This is a genomic window from Pseudomonas imrae (genome assembly GCF_046352735.2).
Lineage (GTDB): Bacteria > Pseudomonadota > Gammaproteobacteria > Pseudomonadales > Pseudomonadaceae > Aquipseudomonas > Aquipseudomonas imrae.
Map to the genome: position 1 here is coordinate 1,728,775 of NZ_CP110853.2, position 26,075 is coordinate 1,754,849.

At 59.0% G+C, this 26,075-nt stretch carries 21 protein-coding genes, 4 tRNA genes and 1 pseudogene; 19 read left to right on the top strand and 7 right to left on the bottom strand.

The features are described from left to right. Positions 1–287: 287 nt before the first annotated feature. Entirely contained in the window at positions 288–1,751 is a 1,464-nt protein-coding gene (locus OQ460_RS07895; RefSeq protein WP_410021280.1) for a glyceraldehyde-3-phosphate dehydrogenase, read from the top strand. A 171-nt stretch (positions 1,752–1,922) separates the two neighbouring features. On the opposite strand, the gene OQ460_RS07900 is transcribed toward OQ460_RS07895, so the two are convergent. Continuing rightward, positions 1,923–3,221, bottom strand: a complete 1,299-nt coding sequence (locus OQ460_RS07900) for an MFS transporter (RefSeq protein WP_410021281.1) — start codon at positions 3,219–3,221, stop codon at positions 1,923–1,925. 265 nt (positions 3,222–3,486) lie between these two features. Between OQ460_RS07900 and OQ460_RS07905 the strand changes: the two genes are divergently transcribed. Next, a complete protein-coding gene (locus tag OQ460_RS07905) occupies positions 3,487–4,500 on the top strand; it encodes an FAD:protein FMN transferase (RefSeq protein WP_410021282.1) in 1,014 nt (337 codons plus the stop codon). Between the two features lie 190 nt (positions 4,501–4,690). Beyond that, a complete protein-coding gene (gene sthA, locus OQ460_RS07910; RefSeq protein ID WP_339530484.1) occupies positions 4,691–6,085 on the top strand; it encodes a Si-specific NAD(P)(+) transhydrogenase in 1,395 nt (464 codons plus the stop codon). Between the two features lie 42 nt (positions 6,086–6,127). Here sthA and OQ460_RS07915 read toward each other — a convergent pair whose 3' ends face one another. Both OQ460_RS07915 and OQ460_RS07920 read right to left on the bottom strand, forming a co-directional pair. Further along, the gene (locus OQ460_RS07915) at positions 6,128–6,850 is read right to left on the bottom strand and encodes a glycerophosphodiester phosphodiesterase (RefSeq protein ID WP_410021283.1); all 723 of its coding nucleotides are present in this window, start codon (positions 6,848–6,850) and stop codon (positions 6,128–6,130) included. A 43-nt stretch (positions 6,851–6,893) separates the two neighbouring features. Next, positions 6,894–7,478: a PilZ domain-containing protein gene (locus OQ460_RS07920; protein WP_410021284.1), complete on the bottom strand. Its 585-nt coding sequence runs from the start codon at positions 7,476–7,478 to the stop codon at positions 6,894–6,896. A 94-nt stretch (positions 7,479–7,572) separates the two neighbouring features. On the opposite strand from OQ460_RS07920, the gene OQ460_RS07925 reads away from it, so the two are divergent. The 10 genes from OQ460_RS07925 to pyrF all read left to right on the top strand — a co-directional run bounded on the left by OQ460_RS07925 (position 7,573) and on the right by pyrF (position 17,733). Continuing rightward, on the top strand, positions 7,573–8,823 hold the full coding sequence (locus OQ460_RS07925; protein ID WP_410021285.1) for a lipoprotein-releasing ABC transporter permease subunit: 1,251 nt from the start codon (positions 7,573–7,575) through the stop codon (positions 8,821–8,823). Positions 8,824–8,830: 7 nt separating this feature from the next. Then, positions 8,831–9,514 (top strand): lipoprotein-releasing ABC transporter ATP-binding protein LolD, encoded by a 684-nt coding sequence (gene lolD, locus OQ460_RS07930; RefSeq protein ID WP_165447422.1) that lies wholly within the window; start codon positions 8,831–8,833, stop codon positions 9,512–9,514. Positions 9,515–9,572: 58 nt separating this feature from the next. Beyond that, a complete protein-coding gene (locus OQ460_RS07935) occupies positions 9,573–10,817 on the top strand; it encodes a lipoprotein-releasing ABC transporter permease subunit (RefSeq protein WP_410021286.1) in 1,245 nt (414 codons plus the stop codon). A gap of 143 nt (positions 10,818–10,960) precedes the next feature. Beyond that, positions 10,961–12,628, top strand: a complete 1,668-nt coding sequence (locus OQ460_RS07940; RefSeq protein WP_410021287.1) for an AMP-binding protein — start codon at positions 10,961–10,963, stop codon at positions 12,626–12,628. A gap of 30 nt (positions 12,629–12,658) precedes the next feature. Beyond that, on the top strand, positions 12,659–13,102 hold the full coding sequence (locus OQ460_RS07945; protein ID WP_410021288.1) for a hotdog fold thioesterase: 444 nt from the start codon (positions 12,659–12,661) through the stop codon (positions 13,100–13,102). A gap of 97 nt (positions 13,103–13,199) precedes the next feature. Then, positions 13,200–14,009 (top strand): alpha/beta fold hydrolase, encoded by an 810-nt coding sequence (locus OQ460_RS07950; protein WP_410021289.1) that lies wholly within the window; start codon positions 13,200–13,202, stop codon positions 14,007–14,009. Beyond that, on the top strand, positions 14,006–14,860 hold the full coding sequence (locus OQ460_RS07955) for an alpha/beta hydrolase (RefSeq protein WP_410021290.1): 855 nt from the start codon (positions 14,006–14,008) through the stop codon (positions 14,858–14,860). Before OQ460_RS07950 ends, OQ460_RS07955 begins: the two co-directional genes overlap by 4 nt. A 102-nt stretch (positions 14,861–14,962) precedes the next feature. Next, complete coding sequence (locus OQ460_RS07960) at positions 14,963–15,781, top strand: DUF4892 domain-containing protein (RefSeq protein WP_410021291.1); 819 nt, start codon at positions 14,963–14,965, stop codon at positions 15,779–15,781. A gap of 72 nt (positions 15,782–15,853) precedes the next feature. Beyond that, a complete protein-coding gene (locus OQ460_RS07965) occupies positions 15,854–16,915 on the top strand; it encodes an AI-2E family transporter (RefSeq protein WP_410021292.1) in 1,062 nt (353 codons plus the stop codon). Positions 16,916–17,034: 119 nt separating this feature from the next. Next, the gene (gene pyrF / locus OQ460_RS07970; RefSeq protein ID WP_410021293.1) at positions 17,035–17,733 is read left to right on the top strand and encodes an orotidine-5'-phosphate decarboxylase; all 699 of its coding nucleotides are present in this window, start codon (positions 17,035–17,037) and stop codon (positions 17,731–17,733) included. Between the two features lie 40 nt (positions 17,734–17,773). On the opposite strand, the gene OQ460_RS07975 is transcribed toward pyrF, so the two are convergent. Continuing rightward, positions 17,774–18,781: an NADP-dependent oxidoreductase gene (locus OQ460_RS07975; protein ID WP_410021294.1), complete on the bottom strand. Its 1,008-nt coding sequence runs from the start codon at positions 18,779–18,781 to the stop codon at positions 17,774–17,776. A 225-nt stretch (positions 18,782–19,006) separates the two neighbouring features. On the opposite strand from OQ460_RS07975, the gene OQ460_RS07980 reads away from it, so the two are divergent. Both OQ460_RS07980 and OQ460_RS07985 read left to right on the top strand, forming a co-directional pair. Further along, complete coding sequence (locus OQ460_RS07980; RefSeq protein WP_410021295.1) at positions 19,007–19,768, top strand: SDR family oxidoreductase; 762 nt, start codon at positions 19,007–19,009, stop codon at positions 19,766–19,768. A 206-nt stretch (positions 19,769–19,974) separates the two neighbouring features. Next, positions 19,975–21,398, top strand: a pseudogene (locus OQ460_RS07985) (PLP-dependent aminotransferase family protein). Positions 21,399–21,654: 256 nt separating this feature from the next. Here the strand turns inward: OQ460_RS07985 and OQ460_RS07990 are convergent. Both OQ460_RS07990 and OQ460_RS07995 read right to left on the bottom strand, forming a co-directional pair. Continuing rightward, a complete protein-coding gene (locus OQ460_RS07990) occupies positions 21,655–22,467 on the bottom strand; it encodes an alpha/beta fold hydrolase (protein ID WP_410021296.1) in 813 nt (270 codons plus the stop codon). 123 nt (positions 22,468–22,590) lie between these two features. Continuing rightward, a complete protein-coding gene (locus OQ460_RS07995) occupies positions 22,591–23,349 on the bottom strand; it encodes a hypothetical protein (RefSeq protein ID WP_410021297.1) in 759 nt (252 codons plus the stop codon). A gap of 369 nt (positions 23,350–23,718) precedes the next feature. Here OQ460_RS07995 and OQ460_RS08000 point away from each other — a divergent pair. The 4 genes from OQ460_RS08000 to OQ460_RS08015 all read left to right on the top strand — a co-directional run bounded on the left by OQ460_RS08000 (position 23,719) and on the right by OQ460_RS08015 (position 24,130). Beyond that, a tRNA-Glu gene (locus OQ460_RS08000) sits at positions 23,719–23,794 on the top strand. A 2-nt stretch (positions 23,795–23,796) separates the two neighbouring features. Then, positions 23,797–23,872 (top strand) — tRNA-Gly (locus OQ460_RS08005). Between the two features lie 104 nt (positions 23,873–23,976). Further along, a tRNA-Glu gene (locus OQ460_RS08010) sits at positions 23,977–24,052 on the top strand. A gap of 2 nt (positions 24,053–24,054) precedes the next feature. Then, a tRNA-Gly gene (locus OQ460_RS08015) sits at positions 24,055–24,130 on the top strand. 103 nt (positions 24,131–24,233) lie between these two features. Here OQ460_RS08015 and OQ460_RS08020 read toward each other — a convergent pair. Next, the gene (locus OQ460_RS08020) at positions 24,234–25,973 is read right to left on the bottom strand and encodes a dipeptidase (protein ID WP_410021298.1); all 1,740 of its coding nucleotides are present in this window, start codon (positions 25,971–25,973) and stop codon (positions 24,234–24,236) included. Positions 25,974–26,075 lie beyond the last annotated feature (102 nt).

Consider the following 26,075-nt stretch of genomic DNA (forward strand, 5'->3'; position numbering starts at 1 on the left):
AGTGCCGCCTGTCAGTTGCTGACTGTGTCTAATGCGGTTTGTAGGAAATGTAGTGGCTAAGACAAACAAAGCCGGGTTCTGACTCAATATGTAGTGCCCAAATGCATGTATATTTCGGAGGGTTACGGACAAGTCGTGGGCGGCATTCTCTGGAGGGTGTTCTGCAAGCCGCGTATTTACTGGCCTGCGGCGCGGTTGTTTTTTTTTGCAAGGGGTTTTGTTGCGGTTCGCGCATTGCTTGGGGGGCGGTCGGGCGGCATAATGTAGCCCCTTTTTTCAGCCCCTACATGTGGAAGGTTCCCGTGACTCAGAAGCCCGACCAGTGTCTTGGTGAATGGATCGACCGTGAAGCACTCGCAGAAGCGATGATTCCGCTTATCGGCCAGCTTTACCGCAATAACAATGTGGTTAGCTCGATCTATGGCCGCAGCCTGATCAACCAGTCAGTCATCGCGATTCTCAAGGCTCATCGCTTTGCTCGCCACCGCTCTGCCGACGACAGCGAACTCTCCGTCCACGAAACATTCCCACTGCTCAAGGCCATGAGCGAGCTCAAGCTCGGCGCGGCTTCGGTAGACCTGGGCAAGCTGGCCTACAAATTCCGCAATGAAGGCAATGGCCGTACCGCCGAGCAGTTCGTGCGCGAAGAAATGGCTGACGTGGTTGGCCAGCAAAATGCTGCCGCGCGTAAAGGCACCGACGTCGTCCTCTACGGTTTCGGTCGTATCGGCCGTCTGCTGGCGCGCATCCTGATCGAGAAAACCGGTGGCGGCGACGGCCTGCGCCTACGTGCCATTGTCGTGCGCAAAGGCGCCGAGAATGACCTGACCAAGCGCGCCAGCCTGCTGCGTCGTGACTCGGTGCACGGTTCGTTCAATGGCACCATTACCATTGACGAAGAAAACAACACCATCACCGCCAACGGCAACCTGATCCAGGTGATCTACGCGAAGAACCCGACCGAGGTGGATTACACCCGGTACGGCATCCAGAACGCCCTGCTGGTGGATAACACCGGCGTATGGCGTGATGCCGACGGCCTGGGCCAGCACCTGGCCTGCCCGGGTATCGACCGCGTTGTATTGACTGCGCCTGGCAAGGGCAAGCTCAAGAACATCGTTCACGGCATCAACCACGCTGAAATCACCGCTGACGACAAGATCGTGTCCGCTGCCTCCTGCACCACCAACGCTATCGTGCCGGTGCTCAAGGCAGTGAATGACAAGTTCGGCATCGTCAACGGCCACGTTGAAACCGTTCACTCGTACACCAACGACCAGAACCTGATCGACAACTTCCACAAGGGCGATCGCCGTGGCCGCAGCGCCGCGCTGAACATGGTGATCACCGAGACCGGTGCTGCCACCGCTGCTGCCAAGGCCTTGCCTGAGCTGGCCGGCAAGCTGACCGGCAACGCGATTCGTGTGCCGACGCCGAACGTGTCGATGGCCATTCTCAACCTCAACCTTGAGAAAGCCGCCACCCGTGAAGAGATGAACGAGTACCTGCGCTACATGGCGCTGCACTCCGACCTGCACAAGCAAATCGACTACGTCAATTCCCAGGAAGTGGTTTCCACCGACTTCGTTGGCTCGCGCCACGCCGGTGTGGTGGACGCGGAAGCGACCATTACCCAGGACAACCGCGTTGTACTGTACGTTTGGTACGACAACGAGTTCGGCTACAGCTGCCAGGTAGTTCGCGTGATGGAAGACATGGCTGGGGTCAACCCACCTGCGTTTCCGCGCTAAGCCACAGCGTTGAATGAAAAAGCCCCGACTGGTTCGGGGCTTTTTTGTACCTGGGAATTTTGTGTTGGGTTTGAAGGCCTCATCGCGAGCAAGCCCGCTCCCACATGTGATCGAGTACGTCCTTGGAATGCGGTCAAATGTGGGGGCGGCCTGCTCGCGATTGGCAATCTATCAGGTGCCGCCAACCACCGAGGCCTGCGCCGTGCGCAGTGCATGCCGATTGCCTTTGAACAGCACCAAGGTTGCCACCAGCCCCAGCACCGCCGCACCGCTGAGCCAGATTCCCGGCGCGGCCTTGTTATCCAGCACATGGATCAGGTAGGTGCAGGCCGCCGGGGTAAAGCCACCAAAGGTCGCGGTCGCCAGGCTGTAGGCCAGGGAGAAGCCGGTGGTGCGCACTTCCAACGGCATAATCTCGGTCAGGGCTACTACCATGGCACCGTTATACGAGCCATAGAGGAATGACAGCCACAGTTCGACGATCAGCAGATGGCTGAAGCTCGGATTGGCCACCAGCCATGACAGGGCCGGATACGCCGTCAGGATCGCCAGAATGGTCGCTCCCAGCAGTAGGGGCTTGCGGCCAACTTTGTCAGACACCGCGCCCATCACCGGCAGCCAAAAGAAGTTCGACAGGCCGATGCACACGGTGACCAGTAGTGCATCCAGGTCTGACAGGTGCAGCTCGGCCTTGCCGAAGGTCGGGGTGTAGGCGGTGATCAGGTAGAACGACACGGTAGTCATCACCACCAGCGCCATGCCGGCCAGGACGATGCCGAAGTTTTGACCGATAGAGCGGATGATTTCCTGCAGGGTAGGGCGATGTTTACGCGCCTGGAATTCAGGGGTTTCTTCCAGGGAGCGGCGAATCACGAAGATCACGGGCACAATCAGGCAACCGATCAGGAACGGCACGCGCCAGCCCCACTCACCCATTTCTTCGGGGCTCAGCCAGTGATTCAGGCATACACCCAACAGGCCGGCGAACACCACCGCGGCTTGTTGACTGGCGGACTGCCAACTGACGAAAAACCCCTTGCGTCCCGGTGTAGCGATCTCCGCCAGGTACACCGAGACCCCGCCCAGCTCGACACCTGCAGAAAAGCCTTGCAGTAAGCGACCAAACAGTACAATCAGCGGTGCGGCCACCCCCAGAGTGGCGTAGCCGGGAACGCAAGCGATCAGGACCGTACCCGCGGCCATCATGACTAGGGTGATTACCAGGCCTTTTTTACGGCCGTGGCGGTCGATGTAGGCACCGAGGAAAATCGCTCCAAGCGGGCGCATGAGGAACCCGGCTCCAAAGGTCGCAAGGGACAGCATCAGGGACGCAAAGGCGCTGTCGGCAGGGAAGAAGGTCTTGGCGATGGCCGTGGCGTAGAAGCCATAGACCATGAAATCGAACATTTCGAGGAAGTTACCGCTGACAACGCGAAAGATCGCCTTGCCTTTGCCCGTAGTGCTGGACATGTCATTTACTCAACTGGCTATCGTGTTGGAAATCCCTGCTTGGTGTTCGTCCGTGCTACAGATCTGGGCGCGTGGTGGCGTTCAAGATTTTTGTAACCATATGTGTATAGATAAGAGCGAAGCAAGAAAAACCGTTAGCAAGCTGGCTATTTTTTCGAGCCTGCTCAACCCGCGTCAGGCGGCGACATGCCGCATAATGGTCCGCTCGGAAATATGCTTGAGTGCGGCTTCATTCAGTTTCAACAGCGATAAGGTTGTGTGTCTTATGGGCGGTTTGCGATACGCCGTGGTGGGGGCTGTGCTGGGGATGCTGGGGGGCTGCGGCGCCAGTGAGTCCCTGGAAGCTTTTGGCGGCCAGACCATGGGCAGCACCTATTCGATCAAATATGTCCGCAATCCCGGCACGCCGGCCACCAGTGATTTGCAGCCGCAGGTGCAGAGCATTCTTGGCGAGGTCGACCGGCAGATGTCGACCTATCGCAGCGATTCCGATATCGAACATTTCAACGACCTGCCGGCCAACAGTTGCCGGCCGATGCCCGAACCGATCCTGCACTTGGTACGGACCGGCGAACAGTTGTCCCAGGCCAGCGGCGGGGCGTTTGACCTGACCGTCGAGCCGCTGCTGAACCTGTGGGGGTTCGGCCCGCAGGCGCGGGAGATAAAAATACCGGAGCCCATGGCGTTGGCCCAGGCGCGCCTGCGCGTCGGTCACCAGCACCTGCGGATCGCGGGCAGCCAGTTGTGCAAGGATGCGGCCGTCCAGGTGGACTTCAACAGCATCGCCGCCGGTCACACGGTGGATCGAATCGCCGAACGGCTAGAGCAGTTGGGTATTGACCGGTACCTGGTCGAAGTGACCGGGGAGCTCAAGGCTGCCGGGCGTAAACCCGACGGGGCGCCCTGGCGCGTAGGTCTTGAAGAACCCCGCGACGATCAGCAGGTAGCCGAGCGTATTATCGCGGTGGACGGTTTCGGCGTGTCTACTTCAGGTGACTATCGCAATTATTTCCAGCAGGATGGTCGCCGCTATTCCCATACCCTCGATGCCCGCAGCGGGGCGCCGATCACCCATCAGTTGGCGTCGGTCACGGTGTTGGCTCCTTCGGCATTGATGGCAGATGGGTTGTCGACCTTGCTGTTGGTGCTGGGGCCTGAAGAGGGTTGGAACTACGCAGAAGAACACCGGATCGCGGTGTTTTTTGTGATGCGTGAGGGGAGTGCTTTCGTCACACGCAGTAACAAGGTGTTCGAGCAGCTGACGGCGGCCAAGCCGTAACAATTACTATGTAGTAAAGGCAAAACTGGCCTACGACGCGACCAAGGGTTAATGTGCGCGGCGTTGAGCGTTCTATAGACTGTGCCCCGGCTCACACACATGAGCCTATTTGATCCTTCATGACCGCTGGCCGCGGCATGATTTAGCCAGGCGCCCAACCGTGCGTCCTGGCCTGTTCTGAGGAGTACGCATGGCTGTCTACAACTACGACGTGGTGGTACTGGGTTCCGGCCCGGCTGGAGAAGGTGCGGCGATGAACGCCGCCAAAGCAGGGCGCAAGGTGGCGATGGTCGATAGCCGCCGCCAGGTCGGCGGTAACTGCACCCACCTGGGCACCATCCCGTCCAAGGCCTTGCGTCACTCGGTGCGCCAGATCATGCAGTTCAACACCAACCCGATGTTCCGGGCCATTGGTGAGCCACGCTGGTTCTCGTTTCCGGACGTACTCAAAAGCGCCGAGAAAGTCATTTCCAAGCAAGTCGCCTCGCGTACCGGCTACTACGCCCGTAACCGCGTCGACCTGTTCTTCGGCACCGGCAGCTTCGCCGACGAGCAAACCGTCGAGGTGGTCTGCGCCAATGGCGTGGTCGAGAAGCTGGTGGCCAAGCACATCATCATCGCCACTGGTTCGCGGCCTTATCGCCCGGCTGATATCGATTTCCACCACCCGCGTATCTACGATAGCGACACTATTCTCAGCCTGGGCCACACCCCGCGCAAACTGATCATCTACGGCGCCGGCGTGATTGGCTGTGAATACGCCTCGATCTTCAGTGGCCTGGGTGTATTGGTGGAATTGGTGGATAACCGCGACCAGTTGCTGAGCTTCCTCGACTCGGAAATCTCCCAGGCGTTGAGCTACCACTTCAGCAACAACAACATCACCGTGCGCCACAACGAAGAATATGACCGCGTTGAAGGCCTGGACAATGGTGTGATCCTGCACCTCAAGTCCGGCAAGAAGATCAAGGCCGATGCCTTGCTCTGGTGCAATGGTCGTACCGGCAACACTGACAAGCTGGGCATGGAAAACATCGGGGTCAAGGTCAACAGCCGTGGCCAGATCGAAGTCGATGAGAACTACCGCACTTGCGTCACCAATATCTACGGTGCCGGTGACGTCATTGGCTGGCCCAGCCTGGCCAGTGCCGCCCATGACCAGGGGCGTTCGGCTGCTGGCAGCATCGTCGACAATGGCAGCTGGCGCTACGTCAACGATGTGCCGACCGGGATCTACACGATTCCCGAGATCAGCTCCATCGGCAAGAACGAGAACGAGCTGACCAAGGCCAAGGTGCCTTACGAAGTGGGCAAGGCGTTCTTCAAGAGCATGGCGCGTGCGCAGATTGCCGGTGAGCCCCAGGGCATGCTGAAGATTCTGTTCCATCGCGAGACCCTGGAAGTCCTCGGTGTACATTGCTTCGGCTACCAGGCTTCGGAGATCGTGCACATTGGCCAGGCGATCATGAACCAGCCGGGCGAGCAAAATACCCTCAAGTATTTTGTCAACACCACGTTCAACTACCCGACCATGGCCGAAGCCTATCGGGTAGCCGCCTACGACGGCCTCAACCGGCTTTTTTGAGCGGCTCCGGCCGGTGGCCTGAGCCGGCCGGGGAGACCGATTTCAGTAATTCCCGAGGGTGGCAGTGGCCAAACCGGGAAAGTCTGTAATCAGGCTATCTACGCCGAAGTCGGCGAGCCTGCGCATCAGCGCGGGTTCGTTGACTGTCCACACCGATACGTGCAAACCCTGGCGCTGGGCTTTTTCCAGGCGCTCGGGGGTACACAGCGTCCAGTTCAACGCCAGAATCTCACAGCCATAGTTTTGCGCGACCTTCAGTGGGTCGAGCCAGGCATATTCCGCCACCAGCCCCCGAGACAGGTCTGGTGTCAGCTCCAGTGCTGCTTTCAGAACTTCCCGCGAGCTGGAGGTCACAGTGATCTTGTCCATGATGCCGAACCGCACGGCCATTTCCCGAATCGCCAGCACGGTGGTCGCGGCGCGAGTGCGTGAAGCGCTTTTGACTTCCAGTTGCCAGTGATCGAAGTCGCACTTTTCGAACAGTTCTTCCAGGCGCGGGATCGGGCAGGGCGTGATCCAGCCGGGACCGCCTTTGCGCGCATCCATCCTCACCAGGTCGGCAGCGTTGTATTCCACCACCTTGGCGCGTCGATCGGCAGTGCGCTTGAGGGTCGGATCGTGGATGACCATCAGCTCACCGTCCATGGACAGGTGCAAGTCCAGCTCGCAGCGGCGTACGCCGTGCTTGAGGCACTGCTGGAAGCTGGTCAGGGTGTTTTCCGGTGCTTCGCCTTTAGCGCCGCGGTGGCCATAAATCAGGGTCACAGTTGCTCCTTGCGCCAGGTTTTCTGGCTGGATAAATACGAATTCAGGTGTCTTGGCCGTCGCTTTGTTCCAAGGCCAGGCGTCGTTCCTGGGCCTGTTTCTGCAAAATGTAGCGTGCCAGCAGTTGGCGTTGGGCATCAGTCATGGATTCAAACTCGGTGCAGACGTCAAAACCGTCAGCCTTCAGTTCGCAATGCGTGACTTTGGCACGCAGCAGCAGGCCCAGCGCCTGGGGCATCAGCACCAGCTTGATCGCCAGGTGGGAACCGGGAGACAGCATCGCAGGGTGCTGGAAGTCGATACCGCCTTCGGAAATGACCACCGGCTGCGGCGTGCCGATCTCGCCTAGGAGGCTGTGGGCCATGACCTGGCTGAGCAGATCCATGCGTTTGTTCTGCACTTTGAGGAAGGCGGCAAGGGTACGATCGCGTTCGCCGATCTGGCGCAGCAGGTGCTGGGATTCAAATTCACTCAGGTGTAATTCACTGAGCAGGTTGAACAGCGGGGAATCATCCAGCAACACTTCCTTGCCCATGGCCTGCGCCACCGACAGGCTGCTGATTTGAAGTGCGATCATGTCGTCGATACGGTAGTATTCGCGGCGATCTTCTTCATCTAATGTCGTCATGGCGAACCCCGGGTTGCGGTAATGGTCTGAGTGTAAAGCTGCTTACCAGACCCCGCCACAGGGACGTCTTCTTTTCCTCCGAACAAGCCCCGACATGTTCAGACCTCTCTTCGTATTTATCGGCACGCGTTATACCCGTGCAAAGCGTCGCAATCATTTTGTGTCGTTCATTTCCTTGACCTCCATGATCGGACTCGCCCTTGGTGTTGTCGTGATGATCGTGGTGCTTTCGGTGATGAACGGCTTCGATCATGAAATGCGCACCCGCGTGCTGGGCATGGTGCCCCACGCGACTATCGAGTCGGGCGAACCGCTCGGCGACTGGCAAAGCCTGGCCGATAAGGTCAAGCAGAACCCCAAGGTCCTGGCGGTTGCGCCGTTCACCCAGATGCAGGGGCTGTTGACCCACGATGGCAAGGTGCAGAAAGTCCTGCTCAACGCCATCGACCCGGCTCAGGAGCGCAAGGTCTCGATCATTGATCAGTTCATGCAGCAGGGCAAACTGGACAACTTGTCGCCCGGCAGCTTTGGCATCGTCATTGGCGATCGGGCTGCGGCCAAGCTGGGCGTGGGCATTGGCGACAAGCTGACCTTCGTCGCGCCGGAAGTCACCGTGACCCCGGCCGGCATGTTTCCGCGCATGAAGCGCTTTACCGTGGTGGGCATCTTTCATGTCGGCGCAGGCGAGATCGACGGCTTCCTCGGCCTGACCAACCTCACCGACCTGGCCCGCCTGCACCGCTGGAAGCCGGATCAGGTACAAGGCCTGCGTCTGAAATTCAACGACCTGTTCGACGCACCACGCACCTCCTGGGAAATCGCCCAGCATTTGGGTGAAAGCCAGTATTACGCCCGCGACTGGACACGCACCCACGGCAACCTGTACCAGGCCATCCGCATGGAAAAAGCCATGATCGGTCTGTTATTGCTGCTGATTGTCGCGGTGGCGGCATTCAACATCATCTCCACTCTGGTGATGGTGGTGAATGACAAAAAGGGCGATATCGCAATCCTGCGCACCCTTGGCGCCACGCCGGGGCAGATCATGGCGATCTTTATGGTACAGGGCACCGTGATTGGCGTGGTTGGTACCCTGATCGGCACTGCGGTGGGCATTCTCGCCGCGCTGAACGTCAGTGCTGCCATTGCCGGTCTTGAAGCGCTGATCGGCCACAAGTTTCTCAACGCGGATGTCTATTTCATCGACTACTTGCCGTCCCAGGTGCAGAGCCAGGACGTGTTGATGGTCGGCGGCGCCGCGCTGGTCCTGAGTTTCCTTGCCACCCTATATCCAGCCTGGCGCGCGGCACGTACCCAGCCAGCGCAGGCTTTACGTTATGAGTGAATCGGGCATGAGTGAAAAAGCAATCCTGAGCTGCCGCAACCTGGGCAAATCCTACGAGGAAGGCCCGGAATCCGTGGTGGTGCTTTCCAATCTGCAGCTGGAGCTGCACCCGGGCGAGCGCGTTGCCATCGTCGGCAGTTCCGGTTCTGGCAAAAGTACCTTGCTTAACCTGTTGGGCGGCCTCGATACGCCGTCCCAGGGCAGTGTGTGGCTGGCCGGTGAAGAGCTGTCGGCCTTGAACGAGCGCGCGCGCGGCCAGTTGCGCAACCGTTCCCTGGGCTTTGTGTACCAGTTTCACCATCTGCTGCCGGAGTTCACGGCGCTGGAAAACGTCTGCATGCCGCTGTTGATCGGCAAGACCGCGATTCCCGAGGCCCGTCAACGTGCCACGGCGCTGCTGGAGCGGGTCGGGCTCGGTCATCGTCTAGAGCACAAACCGGCGGAACTGTCCGGTGGTGAGCGCCAGCGCGTGGCGATCGCCCGTGCTCTGGTCAACAATCCAGGCCTGGTGATGCTCGACGAGCCCACTGGCAACCTCGACTCCCATACCGCCCAAGGCATCAAGGACTTGATGCTGGAGCTGAGCACCCAGATGCGCACCGCGTTCCTGGTGGTGACCCATGACATGAGCATGGCCCGGCAGATGGACCGCGTGTTGCACCTGCAGGAAGGTCATCTGGTCGCCATCTGACCTGTTTCAAGCCCGACGCCGGACGTCGGGTTTTCCATTTTTTCAACGGTGCCCGCGAATGTTCAGACCGTTATCGATTTTCATCGGCACGCGCTATACCCGCGCCAAGCGCCGCAACCGTTTTGTTTCGTTTATCTCGATGACCTCGATGATCGGCCTCGCCCTCGGCGTGTTGGCGATGATCGTGGTGTTGTCGGTGATGAACGGGTTCCAGCGGGAAATGAGCTCACGCATTCTCGGCATGGTGCCTCACGCGACCATCGTCGGCGTCAACCCGATCAGCGATTGGCAGCCTGTGGCCGCCGCCGCGCTGAAAAATCCAGAAGTGACGGCCGCCGTGCCGTTCACCGAAATGGAAGGCATGTTGTCTTATAAAGGAGCGATGCAGCCGATCCAGATCAGCGGTATCGATCCGGCCCAGGAAGGCAAGGTGTCCATCGTCGCCCAGCATATTGTCCAGGGGCAGTTGGAGAATCTGCAGCCGGGTGAGTTCGGCGTGGTGATCGGTGAAATCACGGCCCGTCGCTTCCGCTTGAATGTCGGTGACAAACTGACGTTGATCGTTCCTGAGATCAGCAGTGCCCCGGGTGGCATCACGCCGCGTATGCAGCGCTTGAATGTGGTGGGTGTGTTCAAGGTCGGTGCGGAGCTGGATGGTTCGATGGCTTTGATCCATGTGGCCGATGCTGCACACATGCTGCATTGGCAGCCGAACCAGGTACAAAGCGTGCGCCTGGCGGTGAAGGATCTGTACGCGGCGCCCAAGGTTTCGGCGGACATCGCCACTGCCCTGGGAGCGGCCTACAAGGCGGACGACTGGACGCACACCCAAGGCAGCCTGTTCAGTGCCATGAAGATGGAAAAGACCATGATCGGCTTGCTTCTGCTGATGATCGTCGCCGTCGCTGCGTTCAATATCATTGCCACGTTGATCATGGTGGTGAACGACAAGGGGGCAGATATTGCGATCTTGCGCACCATCGGCGCGACACCACGCCAGATCATGGCGATCTTCATGGTTCAGGGCACGGTGATCGGGGTTGTCGGCACCTTGATTGGCGGCGTGCTTGGTGTGATTGCCGCGCTGAATGTCAGTGAGCTGGTGGGCTGGGTGGAACGCGTGACCGGGCAGCACATCTTCAGCTCGGACGTGTACTTCGTCAGCAACCTGCCTTCGGAGTTGCAGGGCGGGGATGTGCTGTTGATTTGCAGTGCCGGCTTTGTACTGAGCTTTTTGGCGACGATTTATCCGGCGTATCGCGCGGCCAAGATTGAGCCGGCGTATGCGCTCAGGTATTCGTAGCGCTTAAGGCTGCTATCGCGAGCAAGCCCACACATTTGGTCAAGGTAGTGCCAGCCAGCTCTTGCAGTGCTCCTTTGTGCATGGAATAGTCACCCGAGCAAGTGCTTGGTTGGCTATCCTCAGCACGCACAGGAGCGCGTCCCATGTCTGTCGCTTTTCGTTTGCCGTTGCAGGCTTTCTTCGAGCGTGAAGCGCGGCATCCGCGCCAACCGTTTCTGGTTCAACCTACGGGCGGGGGCCAGGTGCAGACCCTCACCTGGGGCGAGGTCGGGCACCAGGCCCGTTGCGCCGCTCATTGGCTACGAGCGCAGGAGCTGCCCCAGGGTTCGCACATAGCCCTGATCTCGAAGAACTGCGCGCACTGGATCATTGCCGACCTGGCGATCTGGATGGCTGGGCATGTTTCTGTGCCGCTGTATCCCAATCTCACCGCCGAGTCGGTTGCCCACGTGCTGGAGCATTCCGAAGCGGTTCTGGTGTTTGTCGGCAAACTCGACGATTGGCCGGCCATGGCTCCCGGAGTAAAAGCCGGGCTGCCGACCATCAGCCTGCCACTATGCCCGGAGGGCGCGTTCGATTTTACGTGGGCCGATCTGCAAACCTGTTCCCCGATCCAGGATGATCCTGCGCCTGCGGCTTCAGACCTGGCCACCATCATCTACACCTCGGGCACCACCGGTTTACCAAAAGGGGTCATGCACAGTTTCGCCACGCTGGGGTTCGCCGCCACCCGGGGCACTGAGTTGTTTGGTTTGGGCGAAGGGGATCGCCTGCTGTCCTACTTGCCGCTGTGCCATGTTGCCGAGCGCATGTTTGTGGAAATGGCTTCGATCTATACCGGACAAACGGTGTTTTTCGCCGAAAGCCTCGACACCTTCCTCATCGACCTGCGGCGCGCACGGCCGACGGCTTTGTTTGGCGTTCCGCGGATCTGGACCAAGTTCCAGATGGGCGTCTACGGCAAAATCCCGCAAGAACGCCTGGAAAGGCTGTTGCGCCTGCCTTTTATCGGCAAGCGGATAGGGCGCAAGGTGCTTGCCGGGCTGGGGCTGGACGCACTACGCGTAGCGCTTTCGGGAGCAGCACCGGTGCCCGAGGCGCTATTGCGCTGGTACTCGCGCCTGGGTCTGGATGTACTGGAGGTTTATGGCATGACGGAAAGCTGCGGTTATTCGCATATCTGTCGCCCTGGACAGCAGAAAATCGGCTGGATCGGCCTGCCGTGTCCGCAGGTCGAGGTGCGGATCGATCCAAACGGCGAAGTCCAGGTCCGTAGCGGTGCGACCATGCTCGGTTACTTCAAGGACCCACAGAAAACCGCCGAGACGATTACCGACGACGGTTTCCTGCGCACCGGCGACAAGGGCGAGCAAGATAGCGATGGCCGTCTGCGGTTGACTGGGCGCCTCAAGGAAATCTTCAAGACCAGCAAAGGCAAGTATGTCGCACCGGCCCCCATCGAAAACCGCTTGGCCGAGCACGGTCGGATCGAGCAGGTATGTGTGGTCGGCGATGGCTTGAGCGCCCCGATGGGCTTGTGTGTGCTTTCTGCGGTGGGTATGCAAGAGGCCGCCGGGGCAGCTCGCGCTTCATTGCAGGCTAGCCTGGAACGCTTGCTGGAGGAGGTCAATCAGGTGCTGGATAAACATGAGCGCTTGCACCAACTGGTAGTGGTAAAAGACAGCTGGGCGGTGGAGAACGGGTTCTTGACGCCTACATTGAAGATCAAGCGCAACGTGATCGAATCAAAATACGGTGCACAGTTCCAAGCCTGGAGCGAGCGTTCCGAGGTCGTGCTGTGGCAGGATTGAGCGCCCGATAAAATCAATAAGGACACTGCAATGAGTCTGTGGCGCACCGTTCCCGATATTGAGCAATTGAATGCGGTCCAGAAAAACACCATTGGTGAAGTGCTGGATATTCGTTTTGAAGGGTTTGACGACGAATCACTGACAGCCAGCATGGTGATCGACCATCGCACGCATCAGCCCTACGGGTTGTTGCACGGCGGCGCCTCGGTGGTACTGGCCGAAACCGTCGGTTCCATGGCCAGTTACCTGTGCATCGACCCCAGCAAGTTCTATTGCGTGGGCCTGGAAATAAACGCCAACCACCTGCGCGGCTTGCGTTCAGGGCGGGTGACGGCGGTGGCCAGGGCCGTCCATATCGGGCGCACGACGCATGTCTGGGATATCCGCCTGACCAGCGACGCGGGCAAGCCCAGTTGCATATCACGCCTGACCATGGCCGTGGTGCCTCTGGGCGAGAGCCCGCCGGCGCGATAGGCGTGGCGTGAGTGTCATCATTCCTGGCAGTTACAGTCATTGCTGTTGCGGCCAAGCGTGGGGACAATCCACTTCTGTTTTCAATGATGGACGGGTTATGTCGCAACAGGTGTTTTTCACGCATGCCAATGGCTTTCCCTCGGCGACCTACGGCAAATTATTCGATGCCCTCGCCCCGGAATATGCGGTGGCGCACCTGCCGCTGCACGGTCATGACCCGAGGTTTCCGGTGGATGACAATTGGCAGAACCTGGTGGATGAACTGATCTACCACCTTGAGCAGCAGCCTGTACCGGTGTGGGGCGTCGGGCACTCATTGGGAGGCGTGTTGCATCTGCATGCAGCTCTGCGTTGCCCACAACTGTACCGCGGCGTGGTCATGCTTGACTCACCGGTGTTGACGCTGGCGGATCGCTGGGTGATTCGCGCCGCCAAGCGGCTTGGTTTTATCGACCGCCTGACGCCGGCAGGCCGGACCCTCGGGCGTCGTGAAGAGTTCATCGACATGGACGCCGCACGTCATTACTTTTCGGGTAAGTCGCTGTTTCGCGGTTTTGATCCGCAATGCCTGGAAGCCTACCTGCAACACGGTTTGCATCAGGTGGGCGATCGCCTGCGCCTGCGTTTTGATCCTGCGACCGAAATCAGCATCTACCGGGGCGTACCGCACACCAGTCCTGGTCATGCCCGGCAACTGAAAGTGCCGTTGGCAGTAGTGCGTGGCCGACAAAGCCGGGTGGTGATGCGTCACCATGCCAGCAGCGTTGCGCGCCTGCCTCTGGGTGAAATGCTGACCATGCCCGGCGGCCATATGTTTCCCCTCGAGCGCCCGCAAGACACCGCGACCTTGATCAAGAATCTGTTCAGTCGCTGGGAAGCCCGCGAGCGTGAGCGTAGTTGCGCATGATCAGCCACGTTGAAGAGGTGCGCCTCAGCCTGCCGCATATTGAATTGGCCGCACATCTGTTCGGGCCTGAAGATGGCTTGCCGGTGATCGCCCTGCATGGCTGGCTGGACAACGCCAACAGCTTTGCGCGGCTGGCGCCGAAACTGCACGGCTTGCGCATTATTGCCCTGGACATGGCGGGCCACGGTCATTCGGCCCATCGACCCGCAGGGGCGGGTTATGCCCTGTGGGATTATGTCCACGATGTACTGCAAGTCGCCGAACAGCTGGGCTTGAAACGTTTCGCATTACTTGGGCATTCCCTTGGCGCCATTGTTTCCCTGGTGCTGGCCGGCGCCTTGCCCGAACGCGTGACGCATCTGGGATTGATCGATGGCCTGATCCCGCCAACCGACACCGGCGAGAATGCGGCCGAGCGCCTGGGCATGGCGCTGCAGGCGCAACTGAGCCTGCAGTACAAGCGCAAACCGGTGTATGGCACTCTCGACCGGGCTGTGGAGGCGCGGATGAAGGGCGTCGTGGCGGTCAGCCGTGAAGCCGCCGAACTGCTGGCACAGCGGGGCTTGATGCCAGTACCGGGTGGCTACACCTGGCGCAGCGACAGTCGCTTGACCCTGGCCTCGCCGATGCGCTTGACGCAAGAGCAGGCCATGGCTTTCGTGCGGCGGGTCGCCTGCCCGACGCAATTGGTAGTCGCAGAAGACGGCATGCTGGCGAAACATTCCGAATTGCTTTCCCAACTGCCTTTTTCGGTAGCGACGCTTGCTGGTGGCCATCATTTACACCTTAACGACGAGTCGGGCGCCATGCTTGTTGCAGACTGTTTCAATCGGTTTTTCACCACGCCTTGACTTGGGGCGATCAACTGCCGAGGCTGGGCGGATTGAAAGGGAGTCAACCATGAGCAATCTGAACAATGTGAAGGCATCCAACGGCCCAGGCGCATCCATCCGATGATCAGGACCAAAGGCGTTATCCGTTTTCTGGGGCTGTGCTGTTTTAGCCCGTTGGTGTTTGCCGCAGACTTGCCGGGGAGCCAGGATCTTCCGTCCGTAACTCGTCCGGTTGATGCACAAATCGTCGATTACCGCCCGGCCGAAGACAAGGAACGCATCTACCCGATGGGGGCGATCCGCAAGATCAGCGGCAAGTTGCGCTATGACGGCCAAGCCACTGCTCGCGGCCAGGTTACTGGCATTACCTACGAACTGCCTGTCGAACATACCTCCAGCGCTGCCTTCAAGGCCACGCGTGAGGCGCTGCAAGAGCAGGGTGCGCAACTGTTGTTCTGGTGCCAGGCCCGTGATTGCGGCGAAAGCAGCCTGTGGGCCAACGATGTGCTGGGCAGTGCCAAGCTGGTGGGCGCCGACGGCCAGCAGGAGTTCCTGCTGCTACGCCTCGCCGCGCCACAGGACAACTCCTTGGTTGCACTGTATGGCATCACCAGGGGCAATCGCCGGGCATATCTGCATGTCGAGCAACTGGATGCCAGCACCCCCATGCCGGTATTGCTGCCTACGTCTGCCACGCTGTTGCGTGAACTGAAAAGCACCGGCGAGCTGGATTTTCCCAATCTGGGCGGCGAGCTTGACCCCACCTGGCTCACGCTGATCTCCCGCGGGTTGAACCTGGATACCACTTTGCGGGTCAGTTTGACCGGGCCAAATGCTGAAACCTGGCGTGAGGGCTTGATCGGCAAGGGCGTACGAGCTGCGCGGCTGGAAACCATTGCTTCCGAAGCCAAGGGTTTGCGCCTGCAATTGATTCGCTGACTACTCCAGGGCGAGCGGACCCGCGCCGTTCGCCTAAACTCTGCTCCTAACGACTTTTTCTCGAGAGACCACATGCTCAACAACGATCGCCTGCTGGTGCAGATCCTGCTCCTGGTGCTGTTTGGTGCCAGCTTCTGGGTGATGGCGCCGTTCTGGTCGGCGCTGTTCTGGGGCGCGGTGCTGGCGTTTGCCAGTTGGCCACTGATGCGTCTGCTGACCCGTACGCTGGGTGGCCGTGAATCCCTGGCAGCGGGGATCCTGACGCTGGGGTGGATGCTGTTGGTGGCTGTGCCGCTGGTGTGGCTGGGGTTCAACCTGGCGGACCATGTGCGTGACGCCGTGGCGTTGATCAAGGATATCCAGGTCGATGGCTTGCCTCAGGCACCAACCTGGTTGGGGTCCATTCCCTTTGTCGGCGAGCGCCTGTTGGGCATGTGGGACAGCATCGATCAGCAGGGCGCCGCCTTGATGGTCACGATCAAGCCCTATCTGGGACAGGTCGGCAACTGGTTGCTGGCGCGTAGCGCGCAGATTGGCGGCGGCATTCTGGAACTGACCCTGAGTTTGGTGTTCGTGTTCTTTTTCTACCGGGACGGGCCGCGTCTGGCGATGTTCGTCCATCGGTTGCTGGAACGGTTGATCGGCGACCGTGCCGGATACTACATCGAACTGGTTGCCGGTACGGTGCAGCGGGTGGTCAACGGTGTGATTGGTACGGCAGCGGCCCAGGCATTGCTGGCGCTGGTCGGTTTCCTGATTGCCGGCGTGCCGGGGGCCCTGGTGTTGGGGGTCGTCACTTTTCTGTTGAGCCTGATACCCATGGGACCACCGCTGGTGTGGATTCCTGCCACGGCTTGGCTGGTGTTCAAGGGCGATTACACCTATGCGGTGTTCCTCGGTGTCTGGGGGACCTTCATCATCAGCGGCGTGGACAACGTGCTCAAGCCTTATCTGATCAGTCGTGGTGGTAACCTGCCGCTGGTGATCGTATTGCTTGGGGTATTCGGTGGGTTGATTGCGTTCGGCTTCATCGGGTTGTTTATCGGGCCGACATTGTTGGCGGTGGCTTATAGTCTGTTGACTGATTGGAGCGCCAGCCAGGCTCAGGTGCGACGGGAAGATGAGGTGGGGTAGCCGCCCCAGGCGCGGACAAAATCCGCGGATCCTGACGATTTACTGATCATCGGATCCCGCAAGGGCGCTGCTTGCGCTACAATCCGCGCCGATTTCGACTTGCCAGAGAGCCCATTCCAATGTCCGTCTGCCAGACTCCTATCATCGTCGCCCTGGATTACCCCACCCGTGACGCCGCACTGAAGCTGGCTGACCAGTTGGACCCCAAGCTTTGCCGGGTCAAGGTCGGCAAGGAGCTGTTCACCAGTTGCGCCGCCGAAATTGTGGGCACCTTGCGTGACAAAGGCTTCGAAGTATTCCTCGACCTGAAATTCCATGACATCCCCAACACCACCGCGATGGCGGTCAAGGCTGCAGCCGAGATGGGCGTGTGGATGGTCAACGTGCATTGTTCCGGTGGTCTGCGCATGATGTCGGCCTGCCGCGAAGTGCTGGAGCAGCGCAGCGGTCCCAAGCCGTTGCTGATCGGCGTGACCGTGCTGACCAGCATGGAACGTGAAGACCTGGCCGGGATCGGCCTGGATATCGAGCCGCAGGAACAAGTGCTGCGCCTGGCGGCCCTGGCGCAGAAGGCCGGCCTGGATGGCCTGGTATGTTCGGCGCTGGAAGCCCAGGCGTTGAAGGCTGCCCACCCGTCGCTGCAATTGGTGACACCGGGAATTCGCCCGGCGGGCAGCGCCCAGGATGACCAGCGACGGATCCTGACGCCACGCCAGGCGTTGGATGCAGGCTCCGATTACCTGGTTATCGGCCGCCCGATCAGTCAGGCGGCCGATCCGGCCAAGGCGTTGGCGGCGGTAGTTGCCCAGATCGCCTGATCTGGTGTGGGGGGCGGTTCACCGGCCCCCCCCCACAGGCTTAGCTGACTTTCAACACCAACTTGCCAAAGTTCTCGCCGTTGAACAGTTTCATCAGCGTTTCCGGGAACGTCTCCAGCCCCTGGACAATATCTTCCTTGCTCTTGAGCTTGCCCTGAGCCATCCAGCCAGCCATCTCCTGCCCGGCTGCCGCAAAGTTCGCGGCGTGATCCATCACCACAAACCCTTCCATGCGCGCCCGGTTGACCAGCAGTGACAAATAATTGGACGGCCCTTTCACGGCTTCCTTGTTGTTGTATTGGCTGATGGCGCCGCAGATCACCACCCGTGCCTTCAAGGCCAGACGGTTCAGTACGGCGTCGAGAATGTCACCGCCAACGTTATCGAAGTACACGTCTACGCCTTTCGGGCACTCGCGCTTGAGGCCGGTCGCCACGTCTTCGCTTTTGTAGTCGATGGCCGCGTCAAACCCCAGCTCATCGAGCAAAAACCTGCATTTGTCGGCTCCTCCGGCAATGCCCACAACTCGACAGCCTTTGATCTTGGCGATCTGCCCGGCGATGCTGCCCACTGCGCCGGCAGCGCCGGAAATCACCACGGTTTCCCCAGCTTTCGGCGCGCCGGTATCGAGCAGGGCAAAGTAGGCGGTCATTCCGGTCATGCCCAGCGCCGACAGATAAAGCGGCAGCGGTGCCAGTTTGGGATCGACCATATAGAAACCACGGGGCTCGCCCAGGAAGTAGTCCTGCACGCCCAACGCGCCGTTGACGTAATCGCCCACGTTGAATTTCGGGTTGTTCGAAGCGATAACCTGTCCGACGCCCAGTGCGCGCATGACTTCGCCGATGCCCACGGGTGGGATATAGGACTTGCCTTCATTCATCCAGCCACGCATGGCCGGGTCGAGGGACAAATACTCGTTGCGTACCAGGATCTGGCCGTCCTGAACGGCGCCCACCGGCACTTCCTGATAGCTGAATGTATCCCGCGTGGCCGCGCCGACCGGGCGTTTGGCGAGAAGAAATTGGCGATTGGTCTGGGCAGTCATGGCAGCGACTCTGGATAAATGAGCCTAGAGTGATAGCCCCTCCCGACGCGGGGAGCAAGCTTGATCGATGAGTGCGAATGCTTGTCGATAGGCTGGATTGATAGTGCGGTCGACACACTTATCACTGTGGCGCATGAAAGCCTAACTGGCCTTTTGATAGTGCTGACGTTCGGTTGTGCGCGCTGGCTATGCTGGGCCGACGATTCAACATCCAGGGACATAAGCATGAGTATGACGTTTTCCGGCCAGGTTGCCCTGGTGACGGGTGCCGCAGCAGGTATTGGCCGCGCTACGGCACTGGCATTTGCTAATGAAGGTTTGAAGGTAGTAGTCGCCGACCTGGACATGGTGGGCGGCGAGGAAACGGTCGCGTTGATCCACCGGGCGGGCGGCAGCGCTGTGTTCGTAAGGTGTAACGTTACCGAAGAAGCGGATGTACAGCACCTGATGCAGCGGGTGATCGCCGTCTATGGTCGGTTGGACTATGCGTTCAACAATGCCGGAATTGAAATCGAGAAAGGCAAGCTGGCGGACGGCACGTTGGATGAGTTCGACGCCATCATGGGGGTTAACGTCAAGGGTGTGTGGTTGTGCATGAAATACCAGTTGCCACTGTTGTTGGCCCAGGGTGGCGGGGCCATCGTCAACACGGCATCGGTGGCAGGATTGGGCGCAGCACCGAAGATGAGTATTTATGCAGCCTCCAAGCACGCGGTAATTGGCTTGACCAAGTCGGCGGCGATTGAGTACGCGAAAAAGAAGATTCGCGTCAATGCCGTATGCCCGGCGGTGATCGATACCGATATGTTCCGCCGAGCCCATGAAGCCGATCCGCGCAAGGCGGATTTTGCCGCCGCCATGCACCCGGTCGGGCGTATCGGCAAGGTCGAGGAAATTGCCAGTGCGGTCCTTTACTTATGTTGCGATGGTGCGGCGTTCACCACCGGTCACGCCCTGGCGGTGGACGGTGGTGCGACGGCCATCTAGGACCTGATGCCCAACAGCATTCAGAAAGCCTTTTGGAAGTCTGTGAGACCTTTCCGCAGATGGCCAGATGCCTCGATCCATTGTGTTTCAATAGGTAAAAAACTCAATAAAATCAAAGCTTTAATAAAATTATGGGCAAGGTCTTCAGGGGCATCTGTGCTTAACTGGTTTGAGTTAAATGCCAAACAGTTAAAAGGGGATGGCTCATGGATTTGGAGATCAATCGGCAAGCCCTGATCCCGGTGGTTCAGCAGATTGTCAGCGCGGTGGCCGCGTGGATTCGGGAAAGTGGAGTCAGTCCTGGAACACGCCTGCCTTCCATCCGGCAGTTGGCCCATGACAATTTGCTCAGCCAGTCCAGCGTTATCGAGGCGTTCGATCGAATGGTGGCCGAAGGGCTGTTAGCCTCAAGGCACGGTTCGGTTTTTTTCGTCGCGGCGCAGCCTGCTGTCAGCGGCCCGGCCACGGAATGCCAATGGTATGAAGGTGCGGAGCGGGACTGGGGCGTGTTTACCGATAGTCCGTTGGGCGAGTTGAAGCTGGGATGTGGATGGTTGCCGGACTCCTGGCGCGAGAACGACGACATCAGTTATGCGATTCGTGAAATTACCCGTACCGACATTGCCGGGGTATTCAACTACAGCACGCCTCTTGGGTTGCCAGTGTTGCGCGAGCAATTGCTCAAGCGCCTGACCCAGATCCAAGTGGCTTCCAGCGTCGACCGCATTCTGACGACTCACGGTGCCAGTCATGCCCTGGACTTGTTGATACGCACGCTCCTCAAGGCCGGCGATACGGTCGTGATCGAAAGCCCAGGCTACGGCAATCTTTATAGTTTGCTGACCTTTCACGGGGTCAAGTTGCTGGAGGTGCCCAGGACACGCAGTGGACCGGATCTGCAGGTCCTGGAAGCGTTGCTGGCAATTCATCATCCCAAATGCCTGTTCATCAACAGTCTTTACCACAACCCGACCGGCACCAGCCTTTCATTGTTGGTGGCGGAGCGTTTGCTGCAACTGGCGCATGCGCGGGATTTCCTGATCATCGAGGAAGATGTCTACGGAGACCTGCAACATGCGTCGTGTACCCGGCTGGCCGCCTTGCCGCATGACGATAGGGTTATCTACGTCGCGAGTTTTTCCAAGACGCTGAGCAGCGCGCTGCGGGTCGGCTATCTCACCGCCAACGAGGCCACCATTGCGCAACTGGTCAAGGTCAAGACGTTGACTGGCATGGGCACATCGCGCTTTGCCGAAGCCGTGGTGGCTACGCTTCTGGCCAATGGCACTTATCGCAAATGGGTCCAGCGTTTGCGTCGGCGATTGAGCGTAGAAATGGCGACGACCTTGCAACTGCTGGAGGACGAAGAGTGGGAGGTTTTTGCCGTGCCGGCGGGGGGGATGTTTCTTTGGGCGAGGCCAGGTGTGGAGGAGCGTTCGACACTGCATGCCCATGCTCGTCGGCTCGGGGTCCTGCTTTCGCCTGGCGCCTTGTTCAGCCCGACGGGCGAGCGCAGTGATTGGCAGCGGATCAATGTAGCGTATGCCGGTGATCGGCGCGCGCAGGCGCTGTTCCGGGCCATGGGCCCTGCAGGATCGAGTCCACCATTTTGAAAGCGACGCAGATATAGTTTTTGCCATTAACGGGGGCTGACGTCTTGTGTGCCTGGCTTGCGGTTGCGAATCTCGCGGCATGGATACCGGGCTTGTGATTACTGCAAACCATCGGCCATCGATTCAAAAGCCTCAAAGGCATGTCCTCGCTCAGCAGTGGTTTGCTGAAGTTACGCCCCTCGACGCCTACCGCTAGGTGTTCGACGAGTCCGTCGAACTGACCCAGGCCAAGGGCCTGGTATGGAATGGTCGGTGGGGCGCTGTCGTCTTTGATCAGGCGTGATTGACCAGGAAAGTGAGCAGTGCCTCATTGACGAAGTCAGGGTTTTCCCGGCAGGAAATATGGCCCGCGTCGGGGATCAATTTCAATGAACAGCCGATGAGGTCGGCCATTTCCCGGGCCTCGGCGGGTGGTCGTGGCTTGTCATGCTCACCGCACATCACCAAGGTGGTGTTCGCGTCCAAGTGTGGCAGTTGATCCAGAATATTGGTGCGGCTAAAGATCAGTCGTCCAAGAGGGACGATGCTTTGTAGCAGGCGTTCTTTGGAAAAGTTCTGCAACGCCTGGCGAAAATCCTGATACAGCGCGGACTCGCGATCGATGCATGGGCGGAAGAAGATGGGGGCGATCACATCCAGCAACGACTCGGGGATGGCGCCCGCATCCTCGATCATCTTGAGCAGCGAGAAGTAATATTGGCGGGCCGCCTCGGGTTCTGCACCGAGATAGGTGTCCATCAGCACCAAGCTGTTGATCCGCTCAGGAACTTGCAACGCCAGGCGTGCGGCCCACATGCCACCGACCGATAAGCCCACCAGATTGATGTGTGCGATGTCCAGATGGTCCAGCAGGGCCAGGGCCTGGCGTGCGAGGTCGTCAAGGGATTGCACGGAGGTAGGTAACTGACCTGATTCGCCATGGCCCCAAAGCTCGGGAACAATTACTCGGTACTGTTGCGACAGGGCCTCTATCTGCGGCGCCCACATATTGCCGTCCCACAGATAACTTGAGCCAAGCAGGACCGCTGGGCCGTGGCCTTGGTCCAGGTAATGCAGTGGTTGATCATCAATGACGACGAAGGGCATAGCGGGCCTCTTTCGTTAACAGAAGGAAGTGCACTTTTTTACGCGAGTTGCGCGCCAAGGGATAGATGCAAAGTGATGGCTCGGGCGCAAAGTATCTACGCCCGTAGGCAAGGCGGGAAGGGATCAGTCGTAAATGGCTTTCTTTTTCCAGTCGGCGTCCGCATCCACGACTTTTAAACCTTCGGTCAACTCATTGACCTCGTCCGCGACCGGCTGGCTATTGGTCAGCACCATGGCATTGGCACGGGCCAACTGTGCTTCCAGCGCTCGCAACTGTTGGCTGTATGCCGCAGGTTCTGGCTGTTTGCGCAGATATTGCACGCCGCGTTCGAACGCCAGGCGCGCCTGGCCGGGTTGAGTCTGTTGCAAGGCGTGCTGGCCGAGGTTGTTGAAAAATTCGATGTGCAGCAGCACCAGCAGGTGGCGAATCTCCTTGATCCAGTACTTGGCTTCATTGTTCGGCAAGAAGCCGTCCTGGGCTGCACGAGTTACCTGACCGTGAAGCGCCTCTAACAGAAAACGCACATCCTTGGCCTTGGCTTCGGTCTGGATCGGGCCGGGCGGGTTGTTTACCGGAATTGATTCACCCTGGCCGATCAGCGCCTCAAGTTCCGCGATACGCGCCTTGAGAGTCGCGCTGGATTTATTGAGGTGAAGCATGCGCTGGTTGACGTTCAATTCCAGACGCGTCAGCAGCAATTTGAGTGCCGGAGTCATCAGCTGGCCGGGGAAGGTTTCGGTGATCTCGCCACAGCGGCGTAACCGGTCGTTGAGCTCGATCTGAGCTCGGGCCTTTTCCAGTTTATTGTTTTCCACCACATGGTTCATGTAGCCAATGGCGATCAATATTACGATCCCGGTTACTACCAGCAGGGTGATCATGAGTGGTGTCACCGGTGTGACCTCTTTATGGGGGGGGCGTTAAAGTGTAGTGATTGAGGCATGTGGCGGATAGGACTGTTCGACGAGTTGAGCAGTCTTTCCCCTATATATAAGTAGGCGTTCCTCTGTAGATGCACATTGCCATCATCTGCTGGTGCGAACTATAGCGCCTTGTCGGGTGCCAGAATATAGGCGCCAAACCCTGTATCGCGAGAAACCCCGCCCGCGCTGTTAAAGCAGGGCGAAGTCATTGATTTAAATAAATTTATCCTTGGGGGTTGACGACCTTTCAATCCATCCATAGAATGCGCGCCACTTACAGCGTAAAGCACACAGCGAAACGCGGTAAGTAGTGAATGTTGTACGTGTGTCCCCTTCGTCTAGTGGCCTAGGACACCGCCCTTTCACGGCGGTAACAGGGGTTCGAGTCCCCTAGGGGACGCCATTGCGGGAATAGCTCAGTTGGTAGAGCACGACCTTGCCAAGGTCGGGGTCGCGAGTTCGAGTCTCGTTTCCCGCTCCAAATTTAAGCAGTGTTGCTTTCGGGCGACACTGAGTGAAACCAGGACCAAGTCTTCGGGCTAGGGTCTGGGCACTGGAATACACACCATGTGTTTCAGTTAGCGTGTCCCCTTCGTCTAGTGGCCTAGGACACCGCCCTTTCACGGCGGTAACAGGGGTTCGAGTCCCCTAGGGGACGCCATTGCGGGAATAGCTCAGTTGGTAGAGCACGACCTTGCCAAGGTCGGGGTCGCGAGTTCGAGTCTCGTTTCCCGCTCCATATTCAATAAAAACGCCGCTCAGTAATGAGCGGCGTTTTTGTTTGCCGGCGATTTGTGGGTGGGGGGCTGGACCCGCCTGCAACGCGGGTCCAGACATCCTGATCAGAGTTTCGGCAATTGCCCGATACGTCCCATCATCTCAGTCACGATCTGCAGATCCAGCAGAAATTGCTCGACAGTCTTGAACTCATTATCGGTATGCCCGGTGTACTTTGCTTCAGGCCGGGCCAGGCCAAACTGCACGCCGTTGGGCAGTTCATGCACTGATGTTGCGCCGGCCGAGGTGCCGAACTTGTGTTCCATGCCCAGGTTTTCCGTGGCCACCGCCAGCAACGCCTTGACCCATTCCCCCTCTGGGTTGCGGTACATCGGCTCGGCGATCGAGTAGTCGAAGGTCGGCGCGATATGGGTCTTGTTGCTCCAGGCCGTGAGCTTGTCGGCGATTTCCTTCTTGAGTACTTCTGGTGACTTGCCTTTCGGCACCCGCAGGTTGACCGCCAGCTTGAAGGCTTTTTCATCCATGCCGACAAATGTCAGGGAGGCAGTCAGCGGTCCCATAAAGGCATCCGAGAAACCTACGCCCAGCTTGCCACCGAGGTAGTCCAGGCCCCAGTTGTCTGCAGCGTAGCGGGCCGCATCGGTAATTTCGTTGCGTTTAAGTGCCACTTTACCGTCCAGGCTGTTGATGAGGTCGAGCATCCTGGCTACCGGGTTGATGCCCGATTCGGGGTCGGAGGAGTGGGCGGAGACACCGGTCACTGTCAGCTTGACCTCCTCGCCGACTACTTTGGCTTGCACCTTGAAATCAGCACCGTTGGCCCTGGCGTAGGCAGCACCGGCCTTTTGCAGGTCGGTGGCCAATTCGGCGGGCTTGGCACTGCGCAGCATAGCCACCGAAGCCGATGGGATCTGGTTGGTTGCCAGGCCACCGGTCATTGAGATGATTTCGGCACCTTCGCCCTCTGCCTTGCGCTTGGTAAAGCTCGCCATGACGGTGCCATAGCCTTTTTCGGCAATCACCACCGGGTAGCCGCCGTCCAGGGCCAGGTTGTAGCTCGGCGTGGGGTTGCGTTCAAAGTAATAAGGGATGGCGGCACCGGTGGTTTCTTCGGTGGTGTCCACCAGCAGCTTGAAGTTTCTCGCCAGCGGCAGGTTTTCTTCCTTGATGACCTTCATGGCATACAGCGTCACTACAATGCCGTTCTTGTCATCCTCGGTGCCACGGCCATACATGCGGTCACCGATCAACGTGACCTTGAAAGGATCAAGTTTGGTGCCATCAGCCAGCACCCAATTTTCAGGTGTCACCGGAACCACATCGGCATGGGCGTGAATGCCAACTACCTGGTCGCCGGTGCTTTCCAGGGAAATTTCATAGACGCGGTTATCGACGTTGCGAAAGTTCAGGTTAAAAGACTGGGCGAGGTCCTTGATCTTGTCGGCGATCTTGATGAATTCAGGATTGTCGTGTTGGGCCAGGCCTTCAACCTGGAAAGTCGGGATGGCCACCAGTTCACGCAAGGTCTCGGTCGCAGCGGCGCCATACTTCACCCGTGCATAAAGGCCGAGCAGGCGATGGATTTCGTTCCGTTGTTCAGTTGAAAGCGCCTGCTTATCAAGGAAGGTCTTGATTGCTGGACCGAGACCGGCGGTTTTGGCTACGTCGCTCTTGGCCAGGTTGGCGAGGAATGCACGGAAGTCCTTGACCGATGCGTCATCGAAAGTCTTGAGGATGGTCGCGCTTTGTTGCGGTGTGATATTGGCAAAGGCAGGGGCCGTAAACGCCGACAGGCTGGCGACCATCAGGGTTGCGGCGGCCAGGTGCTTGAGTGAAAAATCCATAGTTGTTGGCATTCCTTCGCAGATAGTTTGTGGAGGCTTCTGATTTATATGTCAGAAACATCTCCACACATTATCACCAGCCAGGAAGCAGAGGGGAGGGCA